The sequence below is a fragment of the Chelatococcus caeni genome, assembly GCF_014196925.1.
Lineage (GTDB): Bacteria > Pseudomonadota > Alphaproteobacteria > Rhizobiales > Beijerinckiaceae > Chelatococcus_A > Chelatococcus_A caeni.
Genome location: NZ_JACIEN010000001.1, coordinates 1,604,375 through 1,628,581, shown reverse-complemented (window position 1 = coordinate 1,628,581; position 24,207 = coordinate 1,604,375). Strand labels below are relative to the sequence as shown.

Here is a 24,207-nt window from a genome sequence, read left to right as displayed (position 1 = left end):
AAGGGCGCCCCTGTCGGCGCGGCTTATGTTGTCTCAAGGACGGCCATGAACATCTTCGACGCGTACCAGCGCCGCCTCGCCGGCGCGATCGAGCGGCTCGTCGCCGCGGGCAAGCTGCCTGAGGGGCTCGATCTGTCGCGCGTCGTCGTCGAGCCGCCGCGCGATCCCGCCCACGGCGACCTCGCCACCAATGCCGCCATGGTGCTCGCCAAGCCCGCCGGCACCAATCCGCGCGCGCTCGCGGCCCTCGTCGCCGAGGAGCTGCAGCGGGAGGAGGGCGTCACCGCCGTCGAGATCGCGGGGCCGGGCTTCATCAACCTGCGCCTCGCGCCCGCCGTCTATCAGGACGTGCTGCGGGCGGTCGCCGGCCTCGGCACCGATTTCGGCCGCGGCGCTGCGAGGACCGGCAAGCCGGTCAACGTCGAATATGTCTCGGCGAACCCCACCGGGCCCATGCATGTCGGCCATGGCCGCGGCGCCGTCTTCGGCGATGCGCTCGCCGGGCTCCTGGCCTTCGCCGGGCACGAGGTGACGCGCGAATATTACATCAACGACGCCGGCGCGCAGATCGAGGTCCTCGCCCGTTCCGCCTTCCTGCGCTATCGCGAGGCGCTCGGCGAGGACATCGGCGCCATTCCCGAGGGGCTCTACCCGGGCGATTATCTCAAGCCGGTCGGCGAGGCGCTGAAGGAGCGCCACGGGGCGAGCCTCGTCGACATGGACGAGGCCGCGTGGCTGCCGATCGTGCGCGATGCGGCGATCGACGCCATGATGGCGATGATCCGCGACGATCTCGCCGCGCTCGGCGTCGTCCACGACGTCTTCTTCTCCGAGCGCACCCTGCACGGCAAGAACGGCGGCGCCATCGCCGAGACGATCGCGAGCCTCGAAGGGCGCGGCTATGTCTACCGCGGGCGCGTGCCGCCGCCGAAGGGCCAGCTGCCGGAGGACTGGGAGGACCGCGAGCAGCTGCTCTTCCGCGCGACCGACGTCGGCGACGACATCGACCGGCCGCTCATGAAGTCGGACGGCAGCTACACCTATTTCGCCGCCGACGTCGCCTATATGCGCGACAAGTACGAGCGCGGCTTCCGCGAGCTCATCTACGTGCTCGGTGCCGACCACGGCGGCTATGTGAAGCGTCTGCAGGCGGTCGGCCGGGCCATCGGCGGCGAGGAGCTCGCGGTCGTCGCGCTCCTGTGCCAGCTCGTCAAGCTGCTGCGCGCCGGCGAGCCGGTGAAGATGTCGAAGCGGGCGGGTGATTTCGTCACCCTGCGCGAAGTCATCGACGAGGTCGGCCGCGACGCGGTGCGCTTCATGATGCTCTTCCGCAAGAACGACGCGCCGCTCGACTTCGACCTCGCCAAGGTGGTCGAGCAGTCGAAGGACAATCCGGTCTTCTACGTGCAATATGCGCACGCGCGCTGCGCATCGGTGTTCCGCCAGGGGGCGGAGGCCTTTCCCGGTCTCGATGCGAGCGGGGCGGCGCTGTCGCGTGCAGATCTCGCCATTCTCGACGATGCGGCGGAGATTGATCTCGTCAGGCAGATCGCGCAGTATCCGCGCGTGATCGAGAGTGCGGCGGCGTCGCATGAGCCGCACCGGGTGGCGTTCTACCTGCACGATCTCGCCAGCGCGTTCCATAGTCTATGGAACCGCGGCAAGGAGTCGCCCCAATTACGGTTTGTTAATCAAACCGATCGAAAGTCGACCCTGGCGAGGCTGGCGCTCGTGCATGCGGTGCGGTCGATCCTTGCGTCGGGGCTTGCGGTGCTCGGTGTGGCCGCGCCCGAAGAGATGCGTTGAACGCGACCTGCGTCGCGCTGCCGTAGGCATGGGGGCCGGTGCGCGTCGGCTGGTCGAGTGATCGGCGCACTGGTCATGGTCTGCGTGCGGCTGCATGGGCGGTCGGCGCATGGAGTGCGGACAGGCCCATGAACGAAACAGCGAAATCACGCTTCCTGCTCGATCTCGACGACCTGGAGCGGCAATTGCGCCAGTCGCCCAAGGATGAGCGCGGCCCCCGGGCAGATGATCCGCTCGCGGAACTCGCGCGCATCGTCGGGCAGGACGATCCCTTCCGCGACCTCCTCAGCGCCGCGCCCCAGCGCCTGGCGCCACAGCGGACTGAGCCGGCCTTCGACTTCGGCGACGTGCCGCTGCGCGGGACGCAGCAGGAGGCCGCTCCCGTCGCCATGCCGACGGCCGATCCTTTCGAGGCGGCCTTCGAAAAGGCGCTGCTCGGGGATGCTTCCACGCTGCCGCCGCAGGGCGGCGCGGCCGGGGACTTCGACGGCTACCGGCAGGACGACTGGGGCGCGCCGGCGGGACGAGCCGCTGCACATCCGCCGCACCATGCGGACGAGGACGATTACGAGCCGGTGCCGGTCAGCGCCTATGACCCGCGCTCGTTCGACATCGACCAGGGCTACGCCGAGGACGGCTATGCCGACGAGGGCGACGAGGAGCCCGCGACGCCGAGGCGCAGCCGCAAGGGCCTGATCGCGGTGGCGTCGGTCTTCGCCATGGCGGCCGCCGGGGTCGCCCTGGCGCTCAACTACACGGGCGGGGAGGGCGGCACTGGAGGCGAGCCGCCGCTGATCAAGGCTGCCGCCGAGCCGGCCAAGATCGCGCCGCAGAACCCCGGCGGCGTCGATATTCCCAACCAGAACAAGCAGATCTACGAGCGCGCCGATGCCGCCAAGAAGCCGGCGGATGCGAATGTCGTGCGCCAGTCGGAGCAGCCGGTCGACGTCAATGCGCTGCTGAGCGCCAACGGCGGCGGCGGGCCCGATGCACAGCCGGCGGTCGACGATCTGCGCCTGACGATGCCGGAGGGGCTCGAGGCCAGCCAGGCGATCCCAGGGCTCGCCGAGCCCCGTCGCGTGAAGACGGTCGCCGTGCGGCCCGACGGCAGCGTGATCGGCACCGGGCAGCCCGCTCCAGCACGGGCGGAGCCCGTGGCGCAGCAGCAGGAGAGCGTTCCGGCGCCCGAGATGGCGGCGGTGACGCCTTCCGCGCCGGAGCCCGCGCCGCAGGCGGCGGAACCGCCCCGGCAGCCGGCGCAGCGGCCGGCGCCGTTGCCGATCGTGCCGCAGGCGCCCCAGCCGACCCAGCCCGCGCGCGTCGCGGCGGCGGAGCCCGCGGTGCCGGCGCCCGACACGCGCCCGGCGGCTGCGGTGGCGCCGCGTGGCGGCGATTTCGCGGTGCAGCTCGCGGCACGGCCCAGCGAGGCCGCGGCGCGCGAATCCTTCGCCCAGCTGCAGCGCCGCTATGGCGATCTCGGCAGCTTCGAGCCGATGATCCGGCGGGCGCAGGTCGGCGAGCGCACGGTCTATCGCCTGCGCGTCGGCCCCATGAGCCACGACGAGGCGACGAACCTGTGCTCCTCGCTGCAGTCCCAGGGCGGCGACTGCTTCGTGGCCCGCAACTGACGCGACGACCGATCGTCAGCATCCATGCGGCGGCCCCGGTGGCCGCCGCATCGCTTTTGCGTAATGGCCGCACTTTTTCGGCCGATCGTATTGGGCTAGACCCGGCGGCATGATCATCCCTGCTGTGACGAGATGCCGGACATGACGGCGATCAAGGCCTTTATCGCCGGCTGTGCCGGCCACGTGCTCGGCCCGGACGAGGCGGCCTTCTTCCGCGAGGCGCAGCCCTGGGGCTTCATCCTCTTTCGGCGCAACGTCGAAACGCCGGACCAGGTGCGGCGGCTGACGGACGCCCTGCGCGAGAGCGTCGGGCGCGCCGATGCGCCGGTGCTCGTCGACCAGGAGGGCGGGCGCGTGCAAAGGCTCGGCCCGCCGCACTGGCCGGCCTATCCGCCCGCCGCGGCCTTCGGCCGCCTGCCGGCCAACGACTTCCTGCTCAGGCGCGAGGTGGCGCGGCTCGGGGCGAGGCTCATCGCGCACGACCTCCGGACCGTCGGGATCACCGTCGATTGCATGCCGGTGCTCGACGTGCCGGTGCCCGGGGCCGACAGCGTCATCGGCGACAGGGCCTACGGGCGCGACGCGCGCGAGGTAGCCATCCTCGGCCGTGCCTGCGCGGAAGGGCTCCTTGCCGGCGGCGTGCTGCCGGTCGTCAAGCACGTTCCCGGCCACGGCCGCGGCAATGCGGACAGCCACCACGCCCTGCCGGTGGTCGAGGCGGCGCGCGAGGAGCTCTCCGCGAGCGACTTCCTGCCGTTCCGGGTGCTGGCGGACATGCCGCTCGCCATGTCGGCGCATATCATCTACCGCGCCCTCGATCCGCGCCGGCCGGCGACGGTCTCGCGCCGCGTGATCGGCGAGGTGATCCGCGGGGAGATCGGTTTCGGCGGCCTGCTGATGAGCGACGACATCTCCATGAATGCGCTCGCCGGCACCATCGGCGAGCGCGCGCGCGCCGCGAGCCGCGCCGGCTGCGACATCGTTCTGCATTGCAACGGCAGGCTCGAGGAGATGAAAGCGGTGGCCGAGGTGGTGCCGACCCTCGCCGGGGCGGCGCGGCTGCGCGCCGCGGCGGCGCTCGCACGCCTGGCGCACGAGCCGGAGCCCTTCGACGTGGCGGAGGGCCGGGAGCGGCTGAAGTCCGCGCTTGCCATGGGGAGCGCCGGCGCCGAAACTTGATTCGGGCCGGAGAATCGCCCGCACAACGGTTGATTGATGTCTATTGCCGAATTGCCCTTCGAGGAGGTTGCCGAGCGCGGCACGAGCGAGCCTGCCCTGATCGTCGACGTCGATGGTTTCGAGGGCCCGCTCGATCTGCTGCTCGAGCTCGCGCGCCGGCAGAAGGTCGATCTCGCGCGCATCTCGATCCTCGCCCTCGCGGAGCAGTACATCGTCTTTATCGAGGAGGCGCGGCGCCTTCGCCTGGAGCTCGCCGCGGACTATCTCGTCATGGCGGCCTGGCTCGCCTATCTCAAGTCCCGCCTGCTGCTGCCCGAGAAGCCGAAGGGGGACGAGCCGAGCGCGGCCGACCTCGCGAGCGCCCTGACCCTGCGCCTGCAGCGGCTCGAAGCCATCCGCGCCGCCGCGCGCCGGCTGTCGGACCTCGACCAGCTCGGCCGCGACGTCTTCGCCCGCGGGGCGCCCGAGCCGATGTCGGTGGTGGCGCCGCCGACCTGGGATGCGACGCTCTACGACCTGCTCGACGCCTATGCCCGCCAGCGCCAGAAGGCGGCGAACGCCCGCGTGACGCTGCGCAAGCGCTTCGTCTGGTCGCTGGTGGAGGCGCGCGAGGCGCTGGAGCGGCTCGTCGGCGGCGCGCAGGACTGGACGGCGCTGGACGAGTACCTCATCGCCTATGTCGCGGCGCCCGGCATGCAGGCCACGGTGCGCGCCTCGGCCCTGTCGGCCACCCTCGAGATGGTGCGCGAAGGCGTGCTCGACCTGCGCCAGGACGGCGCCTTCGCGCCGCTGTGGATCCGCCGGCGTGCCGGCGGGAGGCGGCCCGACAGCGGGGAAGGCGGGGCGGCATGAGCGCCAATGTCGAGCGCCTCGACCGGCACGACGAGGCTGCCGAAGCCTTCGTCCAGGCGCTGCGCATCGCCGAGGCGCTGCTCTTCGCCTCGCGCGAGCCGGTAAGCGAGGCGGCCATCGCCGAGCGCCTGCCGAAGGGGACCGATGTCGCGGCCGTGCTCGACCGGCTGCAGCATCTCTATGCCGGGCGCGGGGTCAACCTGCGGCGGGTGGCGCAGGGCTGGATGTTCCGCACCGCCTCGGACCTGTCCTATCTGCTGGCGCGCGAGCTGGCCGAGCCGAAGAAGCTCTCGCGCGCGGCGCTCGAGACGCTCGCGATCATCGCCTATCACCAGCCCGTGACGCGGGCCGAGATCGAGGACATCCGCGGCGTCGCCACCTCGCGCGGCACGCTCGACCTGCTGCTCGAGACCGGATGGGTGCGCCTGCGCGGCCGTCGCCGCACGCCCGGCCGGCCGGTGACCTACGGCACCACGCCGGCCTTCCTGTCGCATTTCGGCCTCGAGGGCATCGATGACCTGCCCGGGCTTGACGAACTCAAGGGGGCGGGCTTCTTCGAGGGGCGCCTGCCGTCGGGCTTCTCCGTGCCGATGCCGAGCGACGCGCCGGGCCTTCGCGACGATGAGGATCCGCTGGAGGAGGACCTCTTCCTCCTGCGGGAGCCGGATGCGGACGAGCCGCTGACGGACAGTGACCAGTGACGGATGGGTGATGAGCGACAGCGTGATGCGTGAGCCGGTGCGGTGGCCCTGGCGGGAATGGGGGCCGCGCGGCACCGCGGGGGCGGCCTTTCCGTCCTCGCTCAGCATCGAGGACGTGCACCAGGCCTATGGCGAGGTGGCGGCGCTGTCGGGCGTGTCGCTGGCGGCGGACCCCGGCGAGATCGTGGGGCTGCTCGGCCATTCGGGCTGCGGCAAGACGACGCTGCTGCGCATCGCCGCCGGCATCGAGCGACCGACGGCCGGCCGGGTGGTGCTCGACGGGCAGGAGGTGGCGGGGCCGAGCGCCTTCGTGGAGCCGGAGGCGCGCGGCGTCGGCCTGATGTTCCAGGACTACGCGCTGTTCCCGCACCTGACGAACCTGCGCAACGTCATGTTCGGGCTGCGGCGGATGCCGCCGGCGGAGGCCGAGAAGGTGGCGCGCCGTGCGCTCGCCCGCGTCGGGCTCGACCGCTATGCGGAGGACTATCCCCACATGCTGTCGGGCGGCGAGCAGCAGCGCGTGGCCCTCGCACGGGCCGTGGCGCCGCGCCCCGGCATCCTGCTCATGGACGAGCCGTTCTCCAACCTCGACCGGCGCATGCGTGACGCGATCCGCGACGAGACCGTGGCCCTGATGCGCGAGACGGGGGCAACGGCCATCGTCGTCACGCACGACCCGGAGGAGGCGATGCGCATCGCCGACCGCATCGTCCTCATGCGCGGCGGCAAGGTGGAGCAGATCGGCACGGCGGAAGAGCTCTATCGCCGGCCGCAGTCGCTGTTCGCAGCACGTTTCTTCTGCGATTTCAACGAGCTGCCGGGCGACGTGAAAGCGGGACGCGTCATGACGCCGCTCGGCGCCTTCCCGGCGCCCCGAGAGCCCGAGGGGCCGGCCGTCGTCTGCGTGCGGCCGCAGGGCATCGCCGTCGGCCCGCCCGGCGAAGGCATACCGGGGCGGATCACGATGCGGTGTTTCCTCGGCGAGGTCGATCTTCTGCACATTTCGCTCGATGGCCTCGAACGGCCGTTGCAGGCCCGGTTGCGCAACGGCGGGCCGTTCCACGAAGGGCAGGACGTGGGTGTGACGATCATGCCTGACGAAGTTCTTGTTTTCGCCGCGGTGGGAGCCTAGTTTCGGGACGAAGTTGGGAGAGCGCTGCGTGGCGCGCGAAGACGCCGGGACGGCGCGTGGAGAAACAGGTTATGGGTGGCGCAAGCATCTGGCATTGGATTGTCGTCGGTCTGGTCGTTCTGCTGCTCTTCGGGCGCGGCAAGATTTCAGAGATGATGGGTGACGTCGCGAAGGGCATCAAAGCCTTCAAGAAGGGCATGGCCGAGGACGACACCAGCGAGCCTGCGGCCTCGCCGGCGTCCGACAAGGGCAAGGTCATCGAGCACAAGGCGACGCCGACGGCCGAGGTCGACGCGAAGTCGAGCGAGCGCAAGGCCGGTTGATCCGGGACAATCGCGTGTAACAGGTCCGGCCGGGATGCCGCGAGCATCCCGCCGGCTTCGTGACGCAGGCAACTGAGCGCGCCATGTTCGACATCGGTTGGAGCGAGCTTCTCATCGTCGGGGCGATCGCGCTCATCGTCATCGGTCCGCGCGACCTGCCGCGCACGCTGCGCGCCATCGGGCAGATGACGGCGAAGATCCGGCGCATGGCCGGCGAATTCCAGGGCCAGTTCAACGAAGCCATGCGCGAGGCCGAGCTCGACGAGATCCGGCGCAACGTCGAGAGCGTCAAGGATGTGACCTCCGCCTTCGACAAGCCGTTCAACCCCATCGAGACGGCGCGCAACGAGATCAAGAACGCCATCGAGGGCGCGGGCACCGTTGCCAAGGAAGACCCGGCCGCCAAGGAAGGCGCCGGAACAGCGCCCGCTCCGGTCGATCTGCCGCCGCCGGACCTTCCGGCCGCGCCCGATCCCGCTAAGGCGATCGCAGCGGCGCCAGGGGCCGAGCCGGCGCCGAAACCGAGGCGCGGGACGAAGGCCGCCGCCAGCGCGGCGCCCAAGACCTCCGAACCCAAGACCGAAGCCAAGACGACAGATTCGAAGTCAGCCCCGAAGCCCCGCGCGGGCAAGGCGGCTGCCGCGAAGCCGCAGGCAGCCGGCGGGGAGGGGGCAACCGCCAAGCCGGCGGCATCGAAGGCCCGGTCCACCACCACGAAGAAGGCCGTCGCGTCTCCGGCTGACGGGGGCGAAGCATGAGCCAGGAAGACATCGACGCAACGCGCGCCCCCCTGATGGAGCACCTGATCGAGCTGCGCTCGCGGCTCATCAAGTCGCTCATCGCCTTCCTCGCGACGTTCTTCCTCAGCTTCCTCTTCGCGAAGCAGATCTACAACGTCCTCATCTGGCCCTATATCTTCGCGGCCGGCCCGGAGGCGCAGATCCAGCTGATCTACACGGCGCCGCTCGAATATCTGTTCACGCAGATCAAGATCGCGCTGTTCGGCGCCGCCTTCCTGTCCTTCCCCGTGGTGGCGGCGCAGATTTACATGTTCGTGGCGCCGGGCCTCTACAAGAACGAGCGCGACGCCTTCCTGCCCTATCTCGTTGCGACGCCGATCTTCTTCCTACTCGGCGCGGCGGTGGTCTTCTTCATCGCCATGCCGATCGTGATGCGTTTCTCGATCGGCCAGCAGCAGTTCGCCGAGGCCGGCCAGGCCGCGATCACGCTGCTGCCGAAGGTGAGCGAATACCTGTCGCTCATCATGACGCTGATTTTCGCCTTCGGCATCTGCTTCCAGCTGCCCGTCGTCCTGACGCTGCTGGCGCGGGCCGGGCTCATCGACAGCGCCTTCCTGAAGGACAAGCGGCGCTACGCCATCGTGCTCGTCTTCGTGCTGGCCGCCCTTTTGACGCCGCCCGACGTCATCAGCCAGCTCGCCCTTGCCCTGCCGACGCTGCTCCTTTACGAGGCTTCCATCTTCTCGGTCCGCATGGTCGAGAAGAAGCGCGCGGAAGCCGAGGCCGCGCGCGAGGCGGCCTGACGGCAATCCCCGCCGGAGCGGCCGCTGCCTCGTCCATCGGCCGGTCCGGATTGCCATGCACGATATCCGTTTCATTCGCGAGAACCCGCAAGCCTTCGACGACGGCCTCGCCCGCCGCGGCCTCCCGGCCCAGGCCGAGGCCCTGATTGCGCTCGACGAGAAGCGCCGGTCCGTCATCACCGGGCTGCAGGCCGCGCAGGAGCGGCGCAATGCCCTCTCGCGCGAGATCGGCGAGGCGAAGAAGGCGAAGGACGAGGCGCGGGCCGAGGCCCTGATGGCGGAAGTCGCCGCGCTCAAGGAGGCGATGCAGGCCGGCGAGACGGCCGAGCGCGCCGCCATCGCCGAGCTCGACGCCGCGCTCGCCGCCATCCCCAACCTGCCCAAGGCCGACGTGCCGGACGGACCGGACGAGAGCGCCAACGTCGAGCGCCACCGCCATGGCGACAAGCGCGCCTATGCCTTTCAGCCAAAAGAACATTTCGACCTCGGCGAGGCGCTCGGCCAGATGGATTTCGAGGCCGCGGCCAAGCTGTCCGGCGCGCGCTTCGTGGTGCTCAAAGGGCAACTTGCCCGGCTCGAGCGCGCCATCGGCCAGTTCATGATCGACCTGCATACGGGTGAGCACGGCTACACCGAGGTGAGCCCGCCGCTCCTGGTGCGCGACGAGGCGGTCTATGGCGTCGGCCAGCTCCCGAAGTTCGAGGAGGATCTCTTCCGGACGACGGACGATCGCTGGCTGATCTCGACGGCCGAGGTGCCGCTGACGAATCTCGTCCGCGAATCAATCCTTTCCGAGGAGGAACTGCCCAAGCGCTTCACGGCGCTGACGCCGTGCTTCCGCTCCGAGGCCGGCTCGGCCGGGCGCGACACGCGCGGCATGCTGCGCCAGCACCAGTTCTCCAAGGTCGAGCTCGTGTCGATCACGACGCCGGAGGCCTCCGCCGAGGAGCACGAGCGCATGCTCGCCGCGGCCGAGGCCGTGCTGAAGAAGCTCGACCTGCACTACCGCGTCGTGACGCTGTGCACCGGCGACATGGGCTTCGCCTCGCAGAAGACCTACGACATCGAGGTGTGGCTGCCGGGGCAGGGCGCCTATCGCGAGATCTCGTCCTGCTCGGTCTGCGGCGACTTCCAGGCCCGGCGCATGCGCGCCCGCTACCGGCCGAAGGACGTGAAGGAGCCGCGCTTCGTCCACACGCTCAACGGCTCGGGCACGGCTGTCGGGCGTGCGCTCATCGCCGTCATGGAGACGTGGCAGAACGAGGACGGCTCCATCACCGTCCCTCCCGCGCTCGCGGGCTACATGGGCGGGATCACGCGAATCGGGAAGACGGGCTGACATGCGCATCCTTTTGACGAACGACGACGGCATCCACGCTCCCGGCCTCAAGGTGCTGGAGGAGATCGCCCGCGAGCTCTCCGACGACCTGTGGATCTTCGCGCCGGAGACGGACCAGAGCGGCGTCTCGCATTCGCTGTCGCTGAACGATCCGCTGCGCCTGCGCATGGTCAACGAGCGCCACTATGCCGTGCGCGGCACGCCGACGGATTGCGTCATCATGGGCCTGCGCCACGTGATGAAGGACAATCCGCCCGACCTGATCCTGTCCGGCGTCAACCGCGGCCAGAACGTGGCTGAGGACGTGACCTATTCCGGCACCATCGCCGGGGCGATGGAGGGCACGCTGCTCGGCGTGCCGTCGGTCGCGCTGTCGCAGGCCTATGGCTCCTACGGGCGCGCGGCCATTCCGTGGGAGTGCGCCCGGGCGCATGCGCCGGGCATCATCCGCCGGCTGATCGAGGCGGGCATCGAGCCCGGCATCCTCGTCAACGTCAACTTCCCTGCCTGCGAGCCGCCCGAGGTGAGGGGCACGGCCGTGACGGTGCAGGGGCGGCGCGACCAGGCGCTTCTCAACATCGAGGAGCGTCATGACGGGCGCGGCAATCCCTATTACTGGCTGGTCTTCGCCCGCGAGAAGAGGGAGGCGGGGGCCGGCACGGACCTGCGCGCCATCGCCGAGAACCGCATCTCCATCACCCCGCTCGAGCTCGACCTGACGCACGAGCCGACCATGACGCGCTATGCGCGACTTTTCGGGTAATCCCGACGCCCTCGACGAAGCGGATGCCGACGCCGGGCCGGTGACCGGCGCGGAGGAGACCGTCGCCTTCCTGCTGAGCCTCAGGGCGAAGGGCATCCGCGACACGGCGGTGCTGAGGGCGATGGAGGTCGTGCCGCGCGACATGTTCGCGCCGCGGCGCTTCGCCGATCTCGCGCGGGCCGACGTGTCGCTGCCGCTGCCGTGCGGCCAGACGATGACGGCGCCCGGCATCATCGCCGCCATGCTGAAGGCGCTCGCCGTGCAGCGGCACCACCGCGTGCTCGAGATCGGCACCGGCTCCGGCTATCTGTCGGCGGTGCTCGGCCATCTCGGGCGCGAGGTCATCTCGATCGAGCGATTCCGCACGCTGGCGCTCGCGGCGGCCGAGCGCATCGCCTCGCTCGGCCTGTCGCACGTGCGCATCATGCCCGGCGATGGTCTCGGCATCGGCAATCTCGGCGGCACCTTCGACCGCATCATCCTCAACGGCCTCGTGCCGGCTGCGCCGGCCGCGCTCACGTCGACCCTGCCGCCGGGCGGGCGCCTGGTGACGGCGCGTGTCGTGGAGGGCGTCTCGCGCATCGTCATGATCGAGCGCGGGGCCGATGGGGAACTGGCCGAGACGCCCCTGCAGCCGGCGCGCATGCCGCCGCTCGCGCGCGGGCTGGCGCGGGCGCTGTGACGGGCACGCCGCGGAGCGGTTCCCGCGGGCTGTGGGTCAACCGAAGATGTTGCTGCCGTGGCTGATATCGCAACGGTTGCTTAACCTGAATCCCTTTTAATCACCCCAGATGCGTTGCGTTCTCGTGGGTGGTTCAATGGGTCAGAGCGTTGTCAACGAGCAGTCATGGCTCCTGGTGCGCCTCGCTGCTGTCAGCCTGGTTGCGGGCGTTGCGGCCGGCTGCAGCTCGGATGTGATGCGCTTTACGGAAGATCCGTTCTCGAACCCCTTCAAGGACCCCGGCGTGACCGGCAGCGTGCAGGCCTCGCCGCCCGCTCCCGTCGCCAGCCAGCCGCTCTCCTCTCCCGGCATGGCCTCGACCTACCGGCCGACGCAGCCCGTGCAGCAGGCGTCCTATGTGCCGCCGTCCCAGCCGGTGCGGGCGACCGGCGCACCCCAGGCCGTCACGGGCAGTGCGAACGGATGGACGGCGCAGGGCGGCAGCGCCGTCTACGTCGGCACCGGCGACACGCTCGCGAGCATCTCCGGCCGCTATGGCGTGCCGACGGCCGCCATCCTGGCGGCGAACGGCCTGACCAATGCATCGCAGATCACCCCGGGCCGCCAGATCGTCATTCCCGTCTATAATCCCGGCGCGGCGTCCGTCGCCGCTGCCCCGCCGCCTGCGGCACAGCCGGTGAGGGTCGCCTCCGCCGGCAATACCGTGCCCGTCGCCGCCCCCGCGGCGGTTCCGGCTCCGCCGCGGGCGTCCCGCCCCACGGCGCCGGTCAAGACGGCCGAGCCGGTGGCCGAGAAGCCCGTGCAGGTGGCGAAGCTCGAGCCCAAGGCCGAGCCGAAGCCGCAGGAGGTGAAGACGGTGCCGTCGCCGCTCCCGGCGGCCCAGGCGGCCAAGCCCGAGGAGAAGGCGTCGGAGCCGACCCGGACGGCGAGCCTCAACCCGGCGGAGGTCGCCGGCGGGCTCGAGTTCCGCTGGCCGGCGCGCGGCCGCGTCATCGCAGGCTTCGGCGGCAAGGGCGGCAACGAGGGCATCAACATCGCCCTGCCGGAGGGCACGCCCGTCAAGGCCGCCGAAGGCGGCACGGTGGCCTACGCCGGCAGCGAGCTCAAGGGATACGGCAATCTCATCCTTATTCGCCACGACAACGGCTGGGTGAGCGCCTACGCTCACAACAGCGAGCTCCTCGTCAAGCGCGGGGAGAGCGTGCGTCGCGGTCAGACCATCGCCAAGTCCGGACAGACGGGCAACGTCTCCTCGCCGCAGCTGCACTTCGAGCTGCGCCGTGGATCGAGCCCCGTCGATCCGATGCCGCATCTCGCGGGATTGTGAGGCGGACGCGGCGCCGGATGCGGCGATGATGATCCAGTCAAATGATCGGCGCGCGTGAGACCCCGCGCCGATCACAGGAGGCGGGCCCGGTGCGCACCGGGCCCGTTTTCTTTTGTTCAGGCGTCGAGCCTGGCGCCGAGACGGCCCGCGAGATCCTGGATGAACTGCCAGGCCGTGCGGCCGGACCGGGCGCCGCGCGTCGTCGCCCATTCGAGCGCCTCGGCGCGCAGGCGCTCGGGCTCGTAGGCGAGGCCGAAATGCGCGGCATAGCCGTTGATCATGTCGAGATATTCGTCCTGGCTGCACTTGTGGAAGCCGAGCCACAGGCCGAAGCGGTCGGACAGCGAGACCTTCTCCTCCACGGCCTCGCCGGGATTGATGGCCGTCGAGCGCTCGTTCTCCATCATGTCGCGCGGCAAGAGGTGGCGGCGGTTGGAGGTGGCGTAGAAGATGACGTTCTGCGGGCGTCCCTCGATGCCGCCTTCGAGGACGGCCTTCAGGGACTTGTAGGACGTGTCGTCGCTGTCGAAGGACAGATCGTCGCAGAAGACGATGAAGCGGTGCGGATCCGCCTTGAGCAGGCTCATCAGGGCCGGCAGGCTCTCGATGTCCTCGCGGTGGATCTCGACGAGCTTCAGCGGCCGCTCGCCGTCGCGGCTCGCGAGCCGCTCGTTGGTTTCGGCGTGGATGGCCTTGACGAGCGAGGACTTGCCCATGCCGCGCGCGCCCCAGAGCAGCGCGTTGTTGGCCGGCAGGCCGCGGGCGAAACGCTCGGTGTTCTCCGCCAGGACGTCACGCATGCGGTCGATGCCGCGCAGGAGGACGAGGTCGACCCTGTTGACCTTCGGCACGGGATCGAGCCGGGCCGGGGAGGGATGCCAGACGAAGGCATCGGCCCCATGGAGGTCGGGGGCCGTCGCGGCGCGCGGCGCGATCCTCTCGAGGGCGTCGGCGATGCGCGTCAGCGTCGACAGGAGCGCGTCCGTGCCGGCGCTGTCGGCAGTCGGTGGGGCGGGCGGTTGTGCGGGCATTCCTCGGCCTGTCTTTCCTCGTTAGACTTGTCGTTGCGGGCCATGACGGCCGCCGACGCCCGCCGCGAAAACGGCGGCGACGGCCGCGCCGGAGCGACGCGGGATGGTGCCGTGCGTGCCGTCGTGGCAGGCGGTTTGCTTTCGGCGGGCTCATCGTTATAGTCCGCGCGCTCTAATAACCCTTTGCGCCGCATGCATGCCAGCGATGCGGTTTCTCGCCGGAGGTCAGTCAGTGATCACGCCAGCCTTCGCTCAGTCCGCCGGATCCGCCGGCGGGGGCGACATGCTCATTCAGCTCGTTCCGTTCATCCTGATCTTCGTCATCATGTGGTTCCTCATCATCCGGCCGCAGCAGCGGCGGGTGAAGGCCCACCAGGAGATGATCAAGAACGTGCGGCGCGGCGATACCATCGTCACCTCGGGCGGCCTCGTCGCCAAGGTGACCAAGGTGGTCGACGACGGCGAGATCGAGGTGGAGATTGCCGAGGGCGTCAAGGCGCGCCTCGTCCGCGGCATGATTTCCGAGGTTCGCTCCAAGTCCGAGCCCGTCAAGGCCGAGGCAACGAAGAGCTGATCGATACCGCGCGCGGCGCCGGCTAGCCGTCGCCGCGCCTTGCCCTGCGTCAAGGCTGTCCCATGCTGCGCTTCTCGACCACGAAGGTCGTCGTCATGCTCGCCGTCACGGCGTTCATCTGCCTGCTGGCAGTGCCGAACCTGATGGCGCCCGATACCCGCAACGCCATTCGCCAGGCCGTTCCAGGCTGGGTGCCGTCTTGGCTCGTGCCGACGCAGGCCATCGTGCTCGGTCTCGACCTGCAGGGTGGCTCGCACGTGCTGCTCGAGGTCGATTCGAACGACCTCGTGCGCTCGCAGGTGGCGACGCTGCGCGACGACGTGAGGCGCATCCTGCGCGAGACGCGGGTTGCGCCGCAGGGTGGCATCGTGGCGATGCCGCGCGGCGTGCAGCTGCGCCTCGCCGATGCGGCGGATGTCGAGAAGGTGCTGCCGCGGCTCCGGGAGCTGTCGCAGCCGATCAGCAACGCCATCATCGGTCAGACGGGCGAGCGCAACATCGACATCACGACGAATGGCGATTCCGTCCAGCTCACCCTGAGCCAGGCCGGCGTCGAGGAGCGCGTCAGGCGGGCCGTCGACCAGGCCATCGAGGTGCTGCGCCGCCGCGTCGACGCCCTCGGCACGACGGAGCCGAACATCCAGCGCCAGGGCGCGGACCGCATCCTGGTGCAGGTGCCGGGCCTGCAGGATCCGCAGCGGCTGAAGGAGATCCTCGGCCGCACGGCCAAGCTGCAGTTCCGCTTCATGGCCGAGGGCGGCGGCAGCCCGTCCGAGGTCGAGATGATGCCCTCGCGCGACAGCGGCGGCCAGATGATGCCGGTCGAGCGTCGCGTCATCGTCGAGGGCGAGGACCTCACGGATGCGCAGCCGGCCTTCGACCAGCGCACCGGCGAGCCGATCGTCAATTTCCGCTTCAACGTGCGCGGCGCCCAGCGCTTCGGCCAGGCGACGAGCGAGAACGTCGGCCGCCCACTCGCCATCGTGCTCGACAACGAGATCATCTCCGCGCCGCGCATCCTGCAGCCCATCACCGGCGGGTCGGGCCAGATCTCGGGCAACTTCACCGTGGAGCAGGCGAACAACCTCGCCATCCTGCTGCGCGCCGGCGCGCTGCCGGCGAAGCTCACCATCGTCGAGGAGCGGACGGTCGGGCCCGGCCTCGGCCAGGATTCGATCGAGGCCGGCAAGCTCGCCGCCATCATCGGCACCATCCTCGTCGCCATCTACATGATCGCCTGCTACGGCCTGTTCGGCGTGATGGCCAATGTCGCGGTGCTCCTCAACGTCATCATGATCCTCGGGCTCCTGTCGGCGCTCGGGGCCACGCTGACGCTGCCGGGCATCGCCGGCATCGTGCTGACGGTCGGCATGGCGGTCGACGCCAACGTGCTCATCTACGAGCGCATCCGCGAGGAACGCCGGCTCGGCCGCTCGGTCATCTCGGCGCTCGATGCCGGCTTCAGCCGGGCCCTTGCAACCATCGTCGATTCCAACATCACGACGCTGATCGCGGCGGTCGTCCTGTTCCTGCTCGGCTCCGGGCCGGTGCGCGGCTTCGCCGTCACCCTCTCGGTCGGCATCGTGACGACGGTCTTCACGGCCTTCACCCTGACGCGGCTGATGGCGGCGCTGTGGTTCCGCACCATGCGTCCGACCACCATTCCGCTTTGATCTGCTGGACCGAGTGACGAAAACCATGCGTCTCCTGCGCTATATCCCGGACGACACCAAGTTCGGCTTCATGCAGTATCGCCGGATCAGCTTTCCGCTGTCGGCGGTGCTGTCGGTCCTGACGATCGTGCTGTTCTTCGCCGTGGGCATGAACTTCGGCATCGATTTCCGCGGCGGCACGCTCATCGAGATGCAGGCGAGGAACGGCGTGGCCGATCTCGCCTCCATCCGCCAGACGGCGAGCGGCCTCGGCTTCGGCGATGTCGAGGTGCAGACCTTCGGCGGGCCGGACGAGGTGCTGATGCGCTTCGGCCTGCAGGGCGACAGCGAACAGGCGCAGCAGGCGGTGGTCGGTGCCGTGCGCGGCGCTTTCGAGGCCGACTACGATTTCCGCCGCGTCGAGGTCGTCGGGCCGCGCGTGTCGGGCGAACTCGTCCAGTCCGGCACGCTCGGCGTCGTCGTGGCCGTGCTCGCCGTCCTCATCTATCTCTGGTTCCGCTTCGAGTGGCAGTTCGCCGTGGGCGCGGTCATCGCCACGCTGCACGACCTCGTGCTGACCATTGGCTTCTTCTCGATCACGCAGCTCGAGTTCAACATGACCTCGATCGCGGCGATCCTGACCATCGTCGGCTATTCGCTCAACGACACGGTGGTGGTCTACGACCGCATCCGCGAGATGCTGCGCAAGTACAAGCGCCTGTCGCTGCCCGACATCATCGACATCGCCATCAATTCGACGCTCTCGCGCACGATCATGACGGCGACGACGACCTTCCTCGCCCTCATGGCGCTCGCCATCTTCGGCGGGGCGGTGATCCAGAGCTTCTCGCTCGCCATGATCTTCGGTGTCGTCATGGGCACCTATTCGTCGATCTTCATCGCTGCACCGGTTCTCATCTATCTCGGGGCGAAGGTCGGCGGCGAGGGTGAGGCCGGCGAGAAGACGCAGGCCTCCGCGCAGCAGGCGGCCCCCTGACCGGGATGGACGCGTGATGGCCGAGCGGCGCTACGAGGGCTTCGTACCGGGGCGGCACCAGATCGATGCCTACGGCAACGGCGGCTTCCGCTTCGCCGACATGTCGCACAAGGGCTCGATCCTGGCGCTGCCCTCCGGCGTCAAGGCCTGGGAGGCGACATCGGCGCAGGGGCTCGCTCCTGCCGATTTCGGGTCCGTCAGGGCCGAGGCGGAAGCCATCGAGCTGCTCATCGTCGGCACGGGGGTCGAGCTCGTGCCCCTGAGCGAGGCGCTGCGCTGGCATCTGCGTGAATTGCGCATCGCCGTCGAGGTGATGCCGACCGGTGCGGCCGCGCGCACCTACAACGTGCTGGTCGCCGAAGGGCGCAAGGTCGCCGCGGCGCTCATCGCCGTCGCCTGATCCCTACGCTGCTGCGAGAAGAGGTCTGCCGTGAACGACGCCGCCGGGCCGAACGCCGCCGCCTTCGCGCATTGCGCGGAGGAAGTGCGCGGCCACGATCCGGACCGGTTCTTCGCCACCCTGTTCGCGCCGGCCGGGAAGCGGCCCTATCTCCACGCCCTCTACGCCTTCAATCTCGAGATCGCCCGCGTGCGGGAGGTGGTGAGTGACCCGATGCCCGGCGAGGTGCGCCTGCAATGGTGGCGCGACGAGCTCGCAGGGCGGGCGCGGGGCGATGCCGAGGGCCACCCGGTCGCCGCGGCGCTGCGGGAGACGATCGCCCGCTTCCGGCTGCCCGTCGAGGCGCTCGTCGCGCTCATCGACGCGCGCAGCTTCGACCTCTACGAAGACCCCATGCCGAGCCTCGGCGATCTCGAGGGCTATTGCGGCGAGACCGCATCGGCGCTGTTCCGCCTCGCATCGCTCATCCTCGCCGACGGCGGCGAGGCCGGGCCGGCCGATGCGGCGGGCCATGCCGGCGTCGCCTATGGCATCACCATGCTGCTGCGCGCCTTCCCCTGGCATGCGGCGCGCGGCCAGCTCTATCTGCCGGCGGACATCCTTGCGCGCCACGGCCTTTCCCGCGAGGAGGCGCTGGCGCGGGACGAGGCGGCGCGGCTCGCGCCGGTTCTCGCCGAGATGCGGGCGCTCGCCGAGGATCACCGGCGGAAGGCGCTCGCCTTCATCGGCGAGGCGCCGGCGGCCGTGCGGCCCGCCTTCCTGCCGCTCGCCGTGGTCAGGGCGTATCTCGCGCGGATGGAGCGGCCCTACGATCCCTTCCGCGACCTTGTCGAGGTGCCGCAATGGCGCCGCCAGTGGGCGCTGTGGCGCCTGGCGCGGCGGCTCGGCTAGAGCCGGATCCAACCAGGCTGGTCGACCTGATCGACGAATCCGGCTCCAAACTCCACGAAGGATCCTATTCGGCGGCCTGACGGTCTCGCCCGTCGAGCCAGCCGGCAAGGTCCGTCCGTGCGCGGTCGGTCAGCGCCTTCTTCTTCGCGACCGCCTTGTCCTTGCCGCGCAGGCGCCGGCCGTCCGTGCCCTTCGGCGCCGCGTCGAGCGGCGGGAAGAGGCCGAAGTTGATGTTCATCGGCTGGTAGGACTGCGGACCGCCGTCGATGGTGGCGATGTGGCCGCCGGTGATGTGGTTGACGAGGGCGCCGAGCGCCGTCGTGGCCGGCGGCGGGTTGAGTGCCTCGCCGAGCCGCTCGGCGGCGGCGAAGCGGCCGGCGAGAAGGCCGATGGCGGCGCTTTCCACATAGCCCTCGCAGCCAGTGATCTGGCCGGCAAAGCGCAGGCGCGGCTCGGCCTTGAGGCGCAAGGTGCCGTCGAGCAGCCTGGGCGAATTGATGAAGGTGTTGCGGTGCAGGCCGCCGAGGCGGGCGAATTCCGCGTTCTGGAGGCCCGGGATCATGCGGAAGATGCGCGCCTGCTCGGCATATTTCAGCTTGGTCTGGAAGCCGACCATGTTGAACAGGGTGCCGAGCGCATTGTCCTGGCGCAGCTGCACGACCGCATAGGGGCGCTCGTCCGGCTTGTGCGGGTTGGTGAGGCCGACCGGCTTCATGGGCCCGTAGCGCAGGGTTTCGCGGCCACGCTCGGCCATCACCTCGACGGGCAGGCAGCCGTCGAAATAGGGCGTGTCCTTCTCCCATTCGCGAAAATCGGTCTTCTCGCCGGCCAGCAGCGCATCGACGAAGGCCTCGTATTCGTCGCGCGTCAGGGGGCAGTTGAGATAGTCGGCGCCGGTGCCGCCGGGACCGGCCTTGTCGTAGCGCGACTGGGCCCAGGCGACCGACATGTCGATGCTGTCGCGGTAGACGATCGGCGCGATCGCGTCGAAGAAGGCGAGCTCGCCTTCGCCGGTGAGGGCGCGCACCGCCTCGGCGAGCGCCGGCGAGGTGAGGGGGCCGGTCGCGATGATGACGCTGTCCCAATCGGCCGGCGGCAGGCCGGCGATCTCCTCGCGGGCGATGGTGATGAGCGGATGCCCGGCAAGGGCCTCGCTCACGGCCTCGGAGAAGCCGTCGCGGTCGACGGCGAGCGCGCCGCCGGCCGGCACCTGGTGGGCATCGCCCTTCGCCATGATGAGGGAGCCGAGCGCCCGCATCTCCTGGTGCAGGAGGCCCACGGCGTTGCTCTCGGCATCGTCGGAGCGGAAGGAGTTGGAGCAGACGAGCTCGGCGAGGCCCTCGGTCTTGTGGGCCGGCGTCATGCGCACGGGGCGCATCTCGTGCAGGACGACAGGCACGCCGCGCGAGGCGATCTGCCAGGCGGCCTCCGAGCCGGCGAGGCCGCCGCCGACGACATGAATGGGTGCGATCTTGGTCATGCCGCCTATGTGTCCGCAGGCCAGGCCCGCGTCAAGGACGATGGGGCGTCCGTCGGGAGGCGGCGGGCTTATGGAACGCTGTTCGAAGAAGCCTCTCCCGGCTGCTGGGAGAGGGCAGGGTGAGGGGGAAAAGGATCCGCCAAAGCGCCCTCGGGCCTTTGCTCGACTAGGTCAGCCCCTCATCCCAACCCTCTCTCGCGGGCGGGGAGAGGGAGCCTGGGCGTGCCGTGCGCGCCGTTCCCTGAAACGAGGCCCCAAAAACACGAACGCCCGCTTGTGGCGGGCGTTCCGAACAGACGGTCCGGGAGATGGGCGCAGCGGGCGAAACCGCCGCGGCGCTCATCCTCAGACGGCAGCGTGCTTCTTCGCGACGAAGGGAATGTCCCAGCGCGAGATGCCGAGGTCGTTGAGCTCACGGTCGGTCAGACGCGACAGCTCACGGACGGTCTCGCGGTAGCGAATGTACGCCTTGATCTTGGCGAGGATGTAAGAAACGAACATGGGGCTCTCCTATTCTTGCGGTCGCAACCTGCTCGTCGCGCCGAACTGGACACACACTAGTTGTTGCGATGCAGCATATAAGTGCGGCAACGCACATTGAGGAGAGGCAAGTTCGTATGACAGACCCGCGCGGCCTGCATAACACCGCGGCAATCCCGTCAAGATTCAGGCACCCTTATGCTTCCTGCGTGGGCAATCAGCCGATTCGAGCCTATTCGGCGGCTTGTTTGCGGCTGCGAAGAGGCCGGCGCTCCAGCACCTCGGCGAGGAACCGGCCGGTATGGCTCGCCGCAACCTTGCAGATCGCCTCCGGCGGGCCCTCGGCCACGATGGTGCCGCCGCCGTCGCCACCCTCCGGGCCCATGTCGATCACCCAGTCGGCGGTCTTGATGACCTCGAGGTTGTGCTCGATGACGACGACGGTGTTGCCCTGGTCGACGAGCTCGTGCAGCACCTCGAGCAGCTTGGCGACGTCGTGGAAATGCAGGCCCGTCGTCGGCTCGTCGAGGATGTAGAGCGTGCGGCCGGTGGCGCGCTTCGACAATTCCTTCGACAGCTTGACGCGCTGGGCCTCGCCGCCCGACAGGGTCGTCGCCTGCTGGCCGACCTTCACGTAGTCGAGCCCGACGCGCGCCAGCGTCTCCATCTTGTCGCGGATGGCGGGCACCGCCTTGAACAGCTCCTTCGCCTCCTCGACCGTCATGTCGAGCACGTCGGCGATGGACTTCTCGCGGTACTTCACCTCCAGCGTCTCGCGGTCGTAGCGCTTGCCCTTGCAGACGTCGCAGGTGACGTAGACGTCAGGCAGGAAGTGCATCTCGATCTTGATGACGCCGTCGCCCTGGCACGCCTCGCAGCGCCCGCCCTTGACGTTGAAGGAGAAGCGCCCCGGCTGGTAGCCGCGGGCCTTCGCCTCCGGCAGGCCGGCGAACCATTCGCGGATCGGCGTGAAGGCGCCGGTATAGGTCGCCGGGTTGGAGCGCGGCGTGCGGCCGATGGGTGACTGGTCGATGTCGATGACCTTGTCGAGATGCTCCAGCCCCTCGAGCGCGTCGAAGGGGGCGGGATGCTCGATGGCGCCGTTGAGGCGCCGCGCCACTGCCTTGTAGAGCGTGTCGATGACGAGGGTCGACTTGCCGCCGCCAGACACGCCCGTGACGCAGGTGAAGAGGCCGAGCGGCACGTTGGCCGCGACGTTCTTGAGGTTGTTGCCGCGGGCGCCGGCGAGCTTGAGCATGCGGCTCTTCTGCGGCTTGCGCCGCTTTGGCGGCACGGGCACGGACAGGCGCCCGCTCAGATATTGCCCGGTCAGCGAATTCGGATCGGTGATGATGTCCTCGGGCTTGCCCTGGGCGACGATCTCGCCGCCATGGATGCCGGCGCCGGGGCCGACGTCGACGACATGGTCCGCCGTCAGGATCGCGTCCTCGTCGTGCTCGACGACGATGACGGAATTGCCGAGGTCGCGCAGGCGGCGCAGCGTGCCGAGCAGGCGCTCGTTGTCGCGCTGGTGCAGGCCGATGGAGGGCTCGTCCAGCACGTAGAGCACGCCCGTGAGGCCGGAGCCGATCTGCGAGGCGAGGCGGATGCGCTGGCTCTCGCCGCCCGACAGCGAGCCCGAGCCGCGCGAGAGGGTGAGATAATCGAGTCCCACGTCGAGCAGGAAGGTGAGGCGCTCGCGGATCTCCTTGAGGATGCGCCCGGCGATCTCGTTCTGCTTGTCGCTCAGCCGGTCGGGCAGGGCCTCGAACCATCCGCGCGCCTCGGCGACCGACATCTGCGCCACCTCGCCGATGTGCCGGCCGTCGATCTTCACCGCCAGCGCCTCGGGCTTGAGGCGGTGGCCGCCGCAGGCGCCGCAGGGCGTCTCCGACATGAAGCGGCCGATCTCCTCGCGGGCCCAGTCGCTCTCCGTCTCCTTCCAGCGGCGCTGCAGGTTGTTGACGACACCCTCGAAGGGCTTCTTCACCTCGTAGGAGCGCAGCCCGTCGTCATAGGCGAAGCGCACGGCCTCCGTGCCGGTGCCGTAGAGGATGATGTCGCGTGCCTTCTCGGGCAGCTCGTCCCACGGCTTCGAGACCGGGAAGTCGAAGTGCCTTCCCAGCGCTTCGAGGGTCTGGCCGTAATAGGGCGAGGTGGACTTCGCCCAGGGCGCGATGGCGCCGCCGCGCAGGGTCAGCCGCCCGTCCGGCACCACGAGGTCGGGGTCGATCTGCATCTCGTGGCCGAGGCCGCCGCAGACCGGGCAGGCGCCGAAGGGATTGTTGAAGGAGAAGAGCCGGGGCTCGATCTCGGGGATGGTGAAGCCCGAGACCGGGCAGGCGAAGCGCGAGGAGAAGACGAGGCGCCGCGCCTCGCCCTTGTCGTCCTTCTCGTCGGCGAATTCCATCACGGCGATGCCGTCGGCGAGCTCGAGCGCCGTCTCAAGCGATTCCGAGAGGCGCGCGGCGATGTCGGGCCGCACGACGAGGCGGTCGACCACCACGTCGATGTCGTGCTTGAGCTTCTTGTCGAGCGCCGGTGCCTCGGCGATCTCGTAGAACTGGCCGTCGATCTTCACGCGCTGGAAGCCGCGCTTCATGAAATCGGCGAGCTCCTTGCGGTACTCGCCCTTGCGCCCGCGCACCACGGGGGCGAGGAGATAGAGGCGGCTCTTCTCCGGCAGGGCGAGTACGCGGTCGACCATCTGGCTGACCGTCTGGCTCTCGATCGGCAGACCGGTGGCCGGCGAATAGGGCACGCCGGCGCGCGCCCACAGGAGGCGCATGTAGTCGTAGATCTCCGTGACCGTGCCGACGGTGGAGCGCGGGTTCTTCGAGGTGGTCTTCTGCTCGATGGAGATGGCGGGGGAGAGCCCGTCGATCTGGTCGACGTCCGGCTTCTGCATCATCTCCAGGAACTGACGGGCGTAGGCCGAGAGCGACTCGACATAGCGGCGCTGGCCCTCGGCATAGATGGTATCGAAGGCGAGCGACGACTTGCCGGAGCCGGACAGGCCCGTGAAGACGACGAGCTTGTCGCGCGGGATGGTGAGGTCGACGTTCTTGAGATTGTGCTCGCGCGCACCACGGATGGTGATGGTGCGGGTGGCGGCCGCCTCGGCGGCATGGTCGAAGAGATCGTCGATGGGAGCCATGGATCACAAACCGGCTGAGCCGCGCCGAAGCCTCGACGCCGCGAAAGAAAAGCAGTCACCGCACCACATGCGGGTTCTCGAGAAACCCCTGAACGCCGCCCTGAGGGGGAATGCACGGCCGCATCCCTCCCGAAACGGCATATCGGGCTCGCAAGCGAACCCGATATAATGCGCCTCGCGGCGATTGCCCACTGGAGCAGATCGCCGCCGGCAGGCGCGGCCGGCATCCTCCCCGCGTCGTTCGGCACGCCGTCGCAAACGGCAGCTTGC

The 24,207-nt window shown here is 69.6% G+C and carries 22 protein-coding genes; 18 read left to right on the top strand and 4 right to left on the bottom strand.

From position 1 onward, the window contains the following. The first annotated feature begins 45 nt into the window (after nucleotides 1-45). The 13 genes from argS to GGR16_RS07635 all read left to right on the top strand — a co-directional run bounded on the left by argS (nucleotide 46) and on the right by GGR16_RS07635 (nucleotide 13,275). Nucleotides 46-1,806, top strand: a complete 1,761-nt coding sequence (argS, locus tag GGR16_RS07695) for an arginine--tRNA ligase (protein WP_019401879.1) — start codon at nucleotides 46-48, stop codon at nucleotides 1,804-1,806. A gap of 128 nt (nucleotides 1,807-1,934) precedes the next feature. Then, on the top strand, nucleotides 1,935-3,434 hold the full coding sequence (locus GGR16_RS07690) for an SPOR domain-containing protein (protein WP_019401880.1): 1,500 nt from the start codon (nucleotides 1,935-1,937) through the stop codon (nucleotides 3,432-3,434). A gap of 132 nt (nucleotides 3,435-3,566) precedes the next feature. Beyond that, nucleotides 3,567-4,613, top strand: a complete 1,047-nt coding sequence (gene nagZ, locus GGR16_RS07685) for a beta-N-acetylhexosaminidase (RefSeq protein WP_425486562.1) — start codon at nucleotides 3,567-3,569, stop codon at nucleotides 4,611-4,613. 36 nt (nucleotides 4,614-4,649) lie between these two features. Then, a complete protein-coding gene (locus GGR16_RS07680) occupies nucleotides 4,650-5,465 on the top strand; it encodes a segregation and condensation protein A (RefSeq protein WP_183316168.1) in 816 nt (271 codons plus the stop codon). Then, entirely contained in the window at nucleotides 5,462-6,166 is a 705-nt protein-coding gene (gene scpB, locus GGR16_RS07675; protein WP_019401883.1) for an SMC-Scp complex subunit ScpB, read from the top strand. Before GGR16_RS07680 ends, scpB begins: the two co-directional genes overlap by 4 nt. A gap of 10 nt (nucleotides 6,167-6,176) precedes the next feature. Further along, a complete protein-coding gene (locus GGR16_RS07670) occupies nucleotides 6,177-7,298 on the top strand; it encodes an ABC transporter ATP-binding protein (RefSeq protein WP_183316167.1) in 1,122 nt (373 codons plus the stop codon). 71 nt (nucleotides 7,299-7,369) lie between these two features. Then, the gene (locus GGR16_RS07665; protein ID WP_019401885.1) at nucleotides 7,370-7,621 is read left to right on the top strand and encodes a twin-arginine translocase TatA/TatE family subunit; all 252 of its coding nucleotides are present in this window, start codon (nucleotides 7,370-7,372) and stop codon (nucleotides 7,619-7,621) included. 83 nt (nucleotides 7,622-7,704) lie between these two features. Beyond that, nucleotides 7,705-8,379 (top strand): Sec-independent protein translocase protein TatB, encoded by a 675-nt coding sequence (tatB, locus tag GGR16_RS07660; RefSeq protein WP_183316166.1) that lies wholly within the window; start codon nucleotides 7,705-7,707, stop codon nucleotides 8,377-8,379. Continuing rightward, nucleotides 8,376-9,164, top strand: a complete 789-nt coding sequence (gene tatC, locus GGR16_RS07655; RefSeq protein WP_019401887.1) for a twin-arginine translocase subunit TatC — start codon at nucleotides 8,376-8,378, stop codon at nucleotides 9,162-9,164. Before tatB ends, tatC begins: the two co-directional genes overlap by 4 nt. A gap of 55 nt (nucleotides 9,165-9,219) precedes the next feature. Next, on the top strand, nucleotides 9,220-10,503 hold the full coding sequence (gene serS / locus GGR16_RS07650; RefSeq protein WP_183316165.1) for a serine--tRNA ligase: 1,284 nt from the start codon (nucleotides 9,220-9,222) through the stop codon (nucleotides 10,501-10,503). Nucleotide 10,504: 1 nt separating this feature from the next. Beyond that, nucleotides 10,505-11,266, top strand: a complete 762-nt coding sequence (gene surE, locus GGR16_RS07645; RefSeq protein ID WP_019401889.1) for a 5'/3'-nucleotidase SurE — start codon at nucleotides 10,505-10,507, stop codon at nucleotides 11,264-11,266. Further along, nucleotides 11,247-11,948: a protein-L-isoaspartate O-methyltransferase family protein gene (locus GGR16_RS07640; RefSeq protein ID WP_019401890.1), complete on the top strand. Its 702-nt coding sequence runs from the start codon at nucleotides 11,247-11,249 to the stop codon at nucleotides 11,946-11,948. The genes surE and GGR16_RS07640 overlap by 20 nt, the downstream gene beginning before the upstream one ends. A 136-nt stretch (nucleotides 11,949-12,084) precedes the next feature. After that, a complete protein-coding gene (locus tag GGR16_RS07635; protein WP_026015091.1) occupies nucleotides 12,085-13,275 on the top strand; it encodes a M23 family metallopeptidase in 1,191 nt (396 codons plus the stop codon). A gap of 116 nt (nucleotides 13,276-13,391) precedes the next feature. On the opposite strand, the gene GGR16_RS07630 is transcribed toward GGR16_RS07635, so the two are convergent. After that, on the bottom strand, nucleotides 13,392-14,306 hold the full coding sequence (locus GGR16_RS07630) for an ATP-binding protein (RefSeq protein ID WP_019401892.1): 915 nt from the start codon (nucleotides 14,304-14,306) through the stop codon (nucleotides 13,392-13,394). Between the two features lie 283 nt (nucleotides 14,307-14,589). On the opposite strand from GGR16_RS07630, the gene yajC reads away from it, so the two are divergent. The 5 genes from yajC to GGR16_RS07605 all read left to right on the top strand — a co-directional run bounded on the left by yajC (nucleotide 14,590) and on the right by GGR16_RS07605 (nucleotide 18,820). Next, entirely contained in the window at nucleotides 14,590-14,880 is a 291-nt protein-coding gene (yajC, locus tag GGR16_RS07625) for a preprotein translocase subunit YajC (protein WP_183316164.1), read from the top strand. Nucleotides 14,881-14,942: 62 nt separating this feature from the next. After that, nucleotides 14,943-16,553, top strand: a complete 1,611-nt coding sequence (gene secD, locus GGR16_RS07620) for a protein translocase subunit SecD (protein WP_019401894.1) — start codon at nucleotides 14,943-14,945, stop codon at nucleotides 16,551-16,553. 25 nt (nucleotides 16,554-16,578) lie between these two features. After that, nucleotides 16,579-17,529, top strand: coding sequence for a protein translocase subunit SecF (gene secF, locus GGR16_RS07615; protein WP_019401895.1), 951 nt, complete (start codon nucleotides 16,579-16,581; stop codon nucleotides 17,527-17,529). A gap of 16 nt (nucleotides 17,530-17,545) precedes the next feature. Beyond that, nucleotides 17,546-17,929 carry an Mth938-like domain-containing protein gene (locus GGR16_RS07610; protein ID WP_019401896.1) on the top strand — a complete coding sequence of 128 codons (384 nt, stop codon included), beginning with the start codon at nucleotides 17,546-17,548 and terminating at the stop codon, nucleotides 17,927-17,929. A 30-nt stretch (nucleotides 17,930-17,959) separates the two neighbouring features. Next, complete coding sequence (locus GGR16_RS07605; protein WP_019401897.1) at nucleotides 17,960-18,820, top strand: phytoene/squalene synthase family protein; 861 nt, start codon at nucleotides 17,960-17,962, stop codon at nucleotides 18,818-18,820. 64 nt (nucleotides 18,821-18,884) lie between these two features. On the opposite strand, the gene trmFO is transcribed toward GGR16_RS07605, so the two are convergent. The 3 genes from trmFO to uvrA form a co-directional block, all read right to left on the bottom strand. Continuing rightward, entirely contained in the window at nucleotides 18,885-20,300 is a 1,416-nt protein-coding gene (trmFO, locus tag GGR16_RS07600) for a methylenetetrahydrofolate--tRNA-(uracil(54)-C(5))-methyltransferase (FADH(2)-oxidizing) TrmFO (protein WP_019401898.1), read from the bottom strand. A 345-nt stretch (nucleotides 20,301-20,645) separates the two neighbouring features. After that, entirely contained in the window at nucleotides 20,646-20,801 is a 156-nt protein-coding gene (locus tag GGR16_RS07595) for a DUF1127 domain-containing protein (RefSeq protein WP_019401899.1), read from the bottom strand. Between the two features lie 211 nt (nucleotides 20,802-21,012). Then, entirely contained in the window at nucleotides 21,013-23,937 is a 2,925-nt protein-coding gene (uvrA, locus tag GGR16_RS07590; RefSeq protein ID WP_183316163.1) for an excinuclease ABC subunit UvrA, read from the bottom strand. Nucleotides 23,938-24,207 lie beyond the last annotated feature (270 nt).

Bases quoted from the DNA above. Each gene is read 5' to 3' on its own strand.
- argS (WP_019401879.1), top strand. From the start codon at position 46: ATGAACATCTTCGACGCGTACCAGCGCCGCCTCGCCGGCGCGATCGAG.
- GGR16_RS07690 (WP_019401880.1), top strand. From the start codon at position 1,935: ATGAACGAAACAGCGAAATCACGCTTCCTGCTCGATCTCGACGACCTG.
- nagZ (WP_425486562.1), top strand. From the start codon at position 3,567: ATGCCGGACATGACGGCGATCAAGGCCTTTATCGCCGGCTGTGCCGGC.
- GGR16_RS07680 (WP_183316168.1), top strand. From the start codon at position 4,650: ATGTCTATTGCCGAATTGCCCTTCGAGGAGGTTGCCGAGCGCGGCACG.
- scpB (WP_019401883.1), top strand. From the start codon at position 5,462: ATGAGCGCCAATGTCGAGCGCCTCGACCGGCACGACGAGGCTGCCGAA.
- GGR16_RS07670 (WP_183316167.1), top strand. From the start codon at position 6,177: ATGAGCGACAGCGTGATGCGTGAGCCGGTGCGGTGGCCCTGGCGGGAA.
- GGR16_RS07665 (WP_019401885.1), top strand. From the start codon at position 7,370: ATGGGTGGCGCAAGCATCTGGCATTGGATTGTCGTCGGTCTGGTCGTT.
- tatB (WP_183316166.1), top strand. From the start codon at position 7,705: ATGTTCGACATCGGTTGGAGCGAGCTTCTCATCGTCGGGGCGATCGCG.
- tatC (WP_019401887.1), top strand. From the start codon at position 8,376: ATGAGCCAGGAAGACATCGACGCAACGCGCGCCCCCCTGATGGAGCAC.
- serS (WP_183316165.1), top strand. From the start codon at position 9,220: ATGCACGATATCCGTTTCATTCGCGAGAACCCGCAAGCCTTCGACGAC.
- surE (WP_019401889.1), top strand. From the start codon at position 10,505: ATGCGCATCCTTTTGACGAACGACGACGGCATCCACGCTCCCGGCCTC.
- GGR16_RS07640 (WP_019401890.1), top strand. From the start codon at position 11,247: ATGCGCGACTTTTCGGGTAATCCCGACGCCCTCGACGAAGCGGATGCC.
- GGR16_RS07635 (WP_026015091.1), top strand. From the start codon at position 12,085: ATGGGTCAGAGCGTTGTCAACGAGCAGTCATGGCTCCTGGTGCGCCTC.
- GGR16_RS07630 (WP_019401892.1), bottom strand. From the start codon at position 14,306: ATGCCCGCACAACCGCCCGCCCCACCGACTGCCGACAGCGCCGGCACG.
- yajC (WP_183316164.1), top strand. From the start codon at position 14,590: ATGCTCATTCAGCTCGTTCCGTTCATCCTGATCTTCGTCATCATGTGG.
- secD (WP_019401894.1), top strand. From the start codon at position 14,943: ATGCTGCGCTTCTCGACCACGAAGGTCGTCGTCATGCTCGCCGTCACG.
- secF (WP_019401895.1), top strand. From the start codon at position 16,579: ATGCGTCTCCTGCGCTATATCCCGGACGACACCAAGTTCGGCTTCATG.
- GGR16_RS07610 (WP_019401896.1), top strand. From the start codon at position 17,546: ATGGCCGAGCGGCGCTACGAGGGCTTCGTACCGGGGCGGCACCAGATC.
- trmFO (WP_019401898.1), bottom strand. From the start codon at position 20,300: ATGACCAAGATCGCACCCATTCATGTCGTCGGCGGCGGCCTCGCCGGC.
- GGR16_RS07595 (WP_019401899.1), bottom strand. From the start codon at position 20,801: ATGTTCGTTTCTTACATCCTCGCCAAGATCAAGGCGTACATTCGCTAC.
- uvrA (WP_183316163.1), bottom strand. From the start codon at position 23,937: ATGGCTCCCATCGACGATCTCTTCGACCATGCCGCCGAGGCGGCCGCC.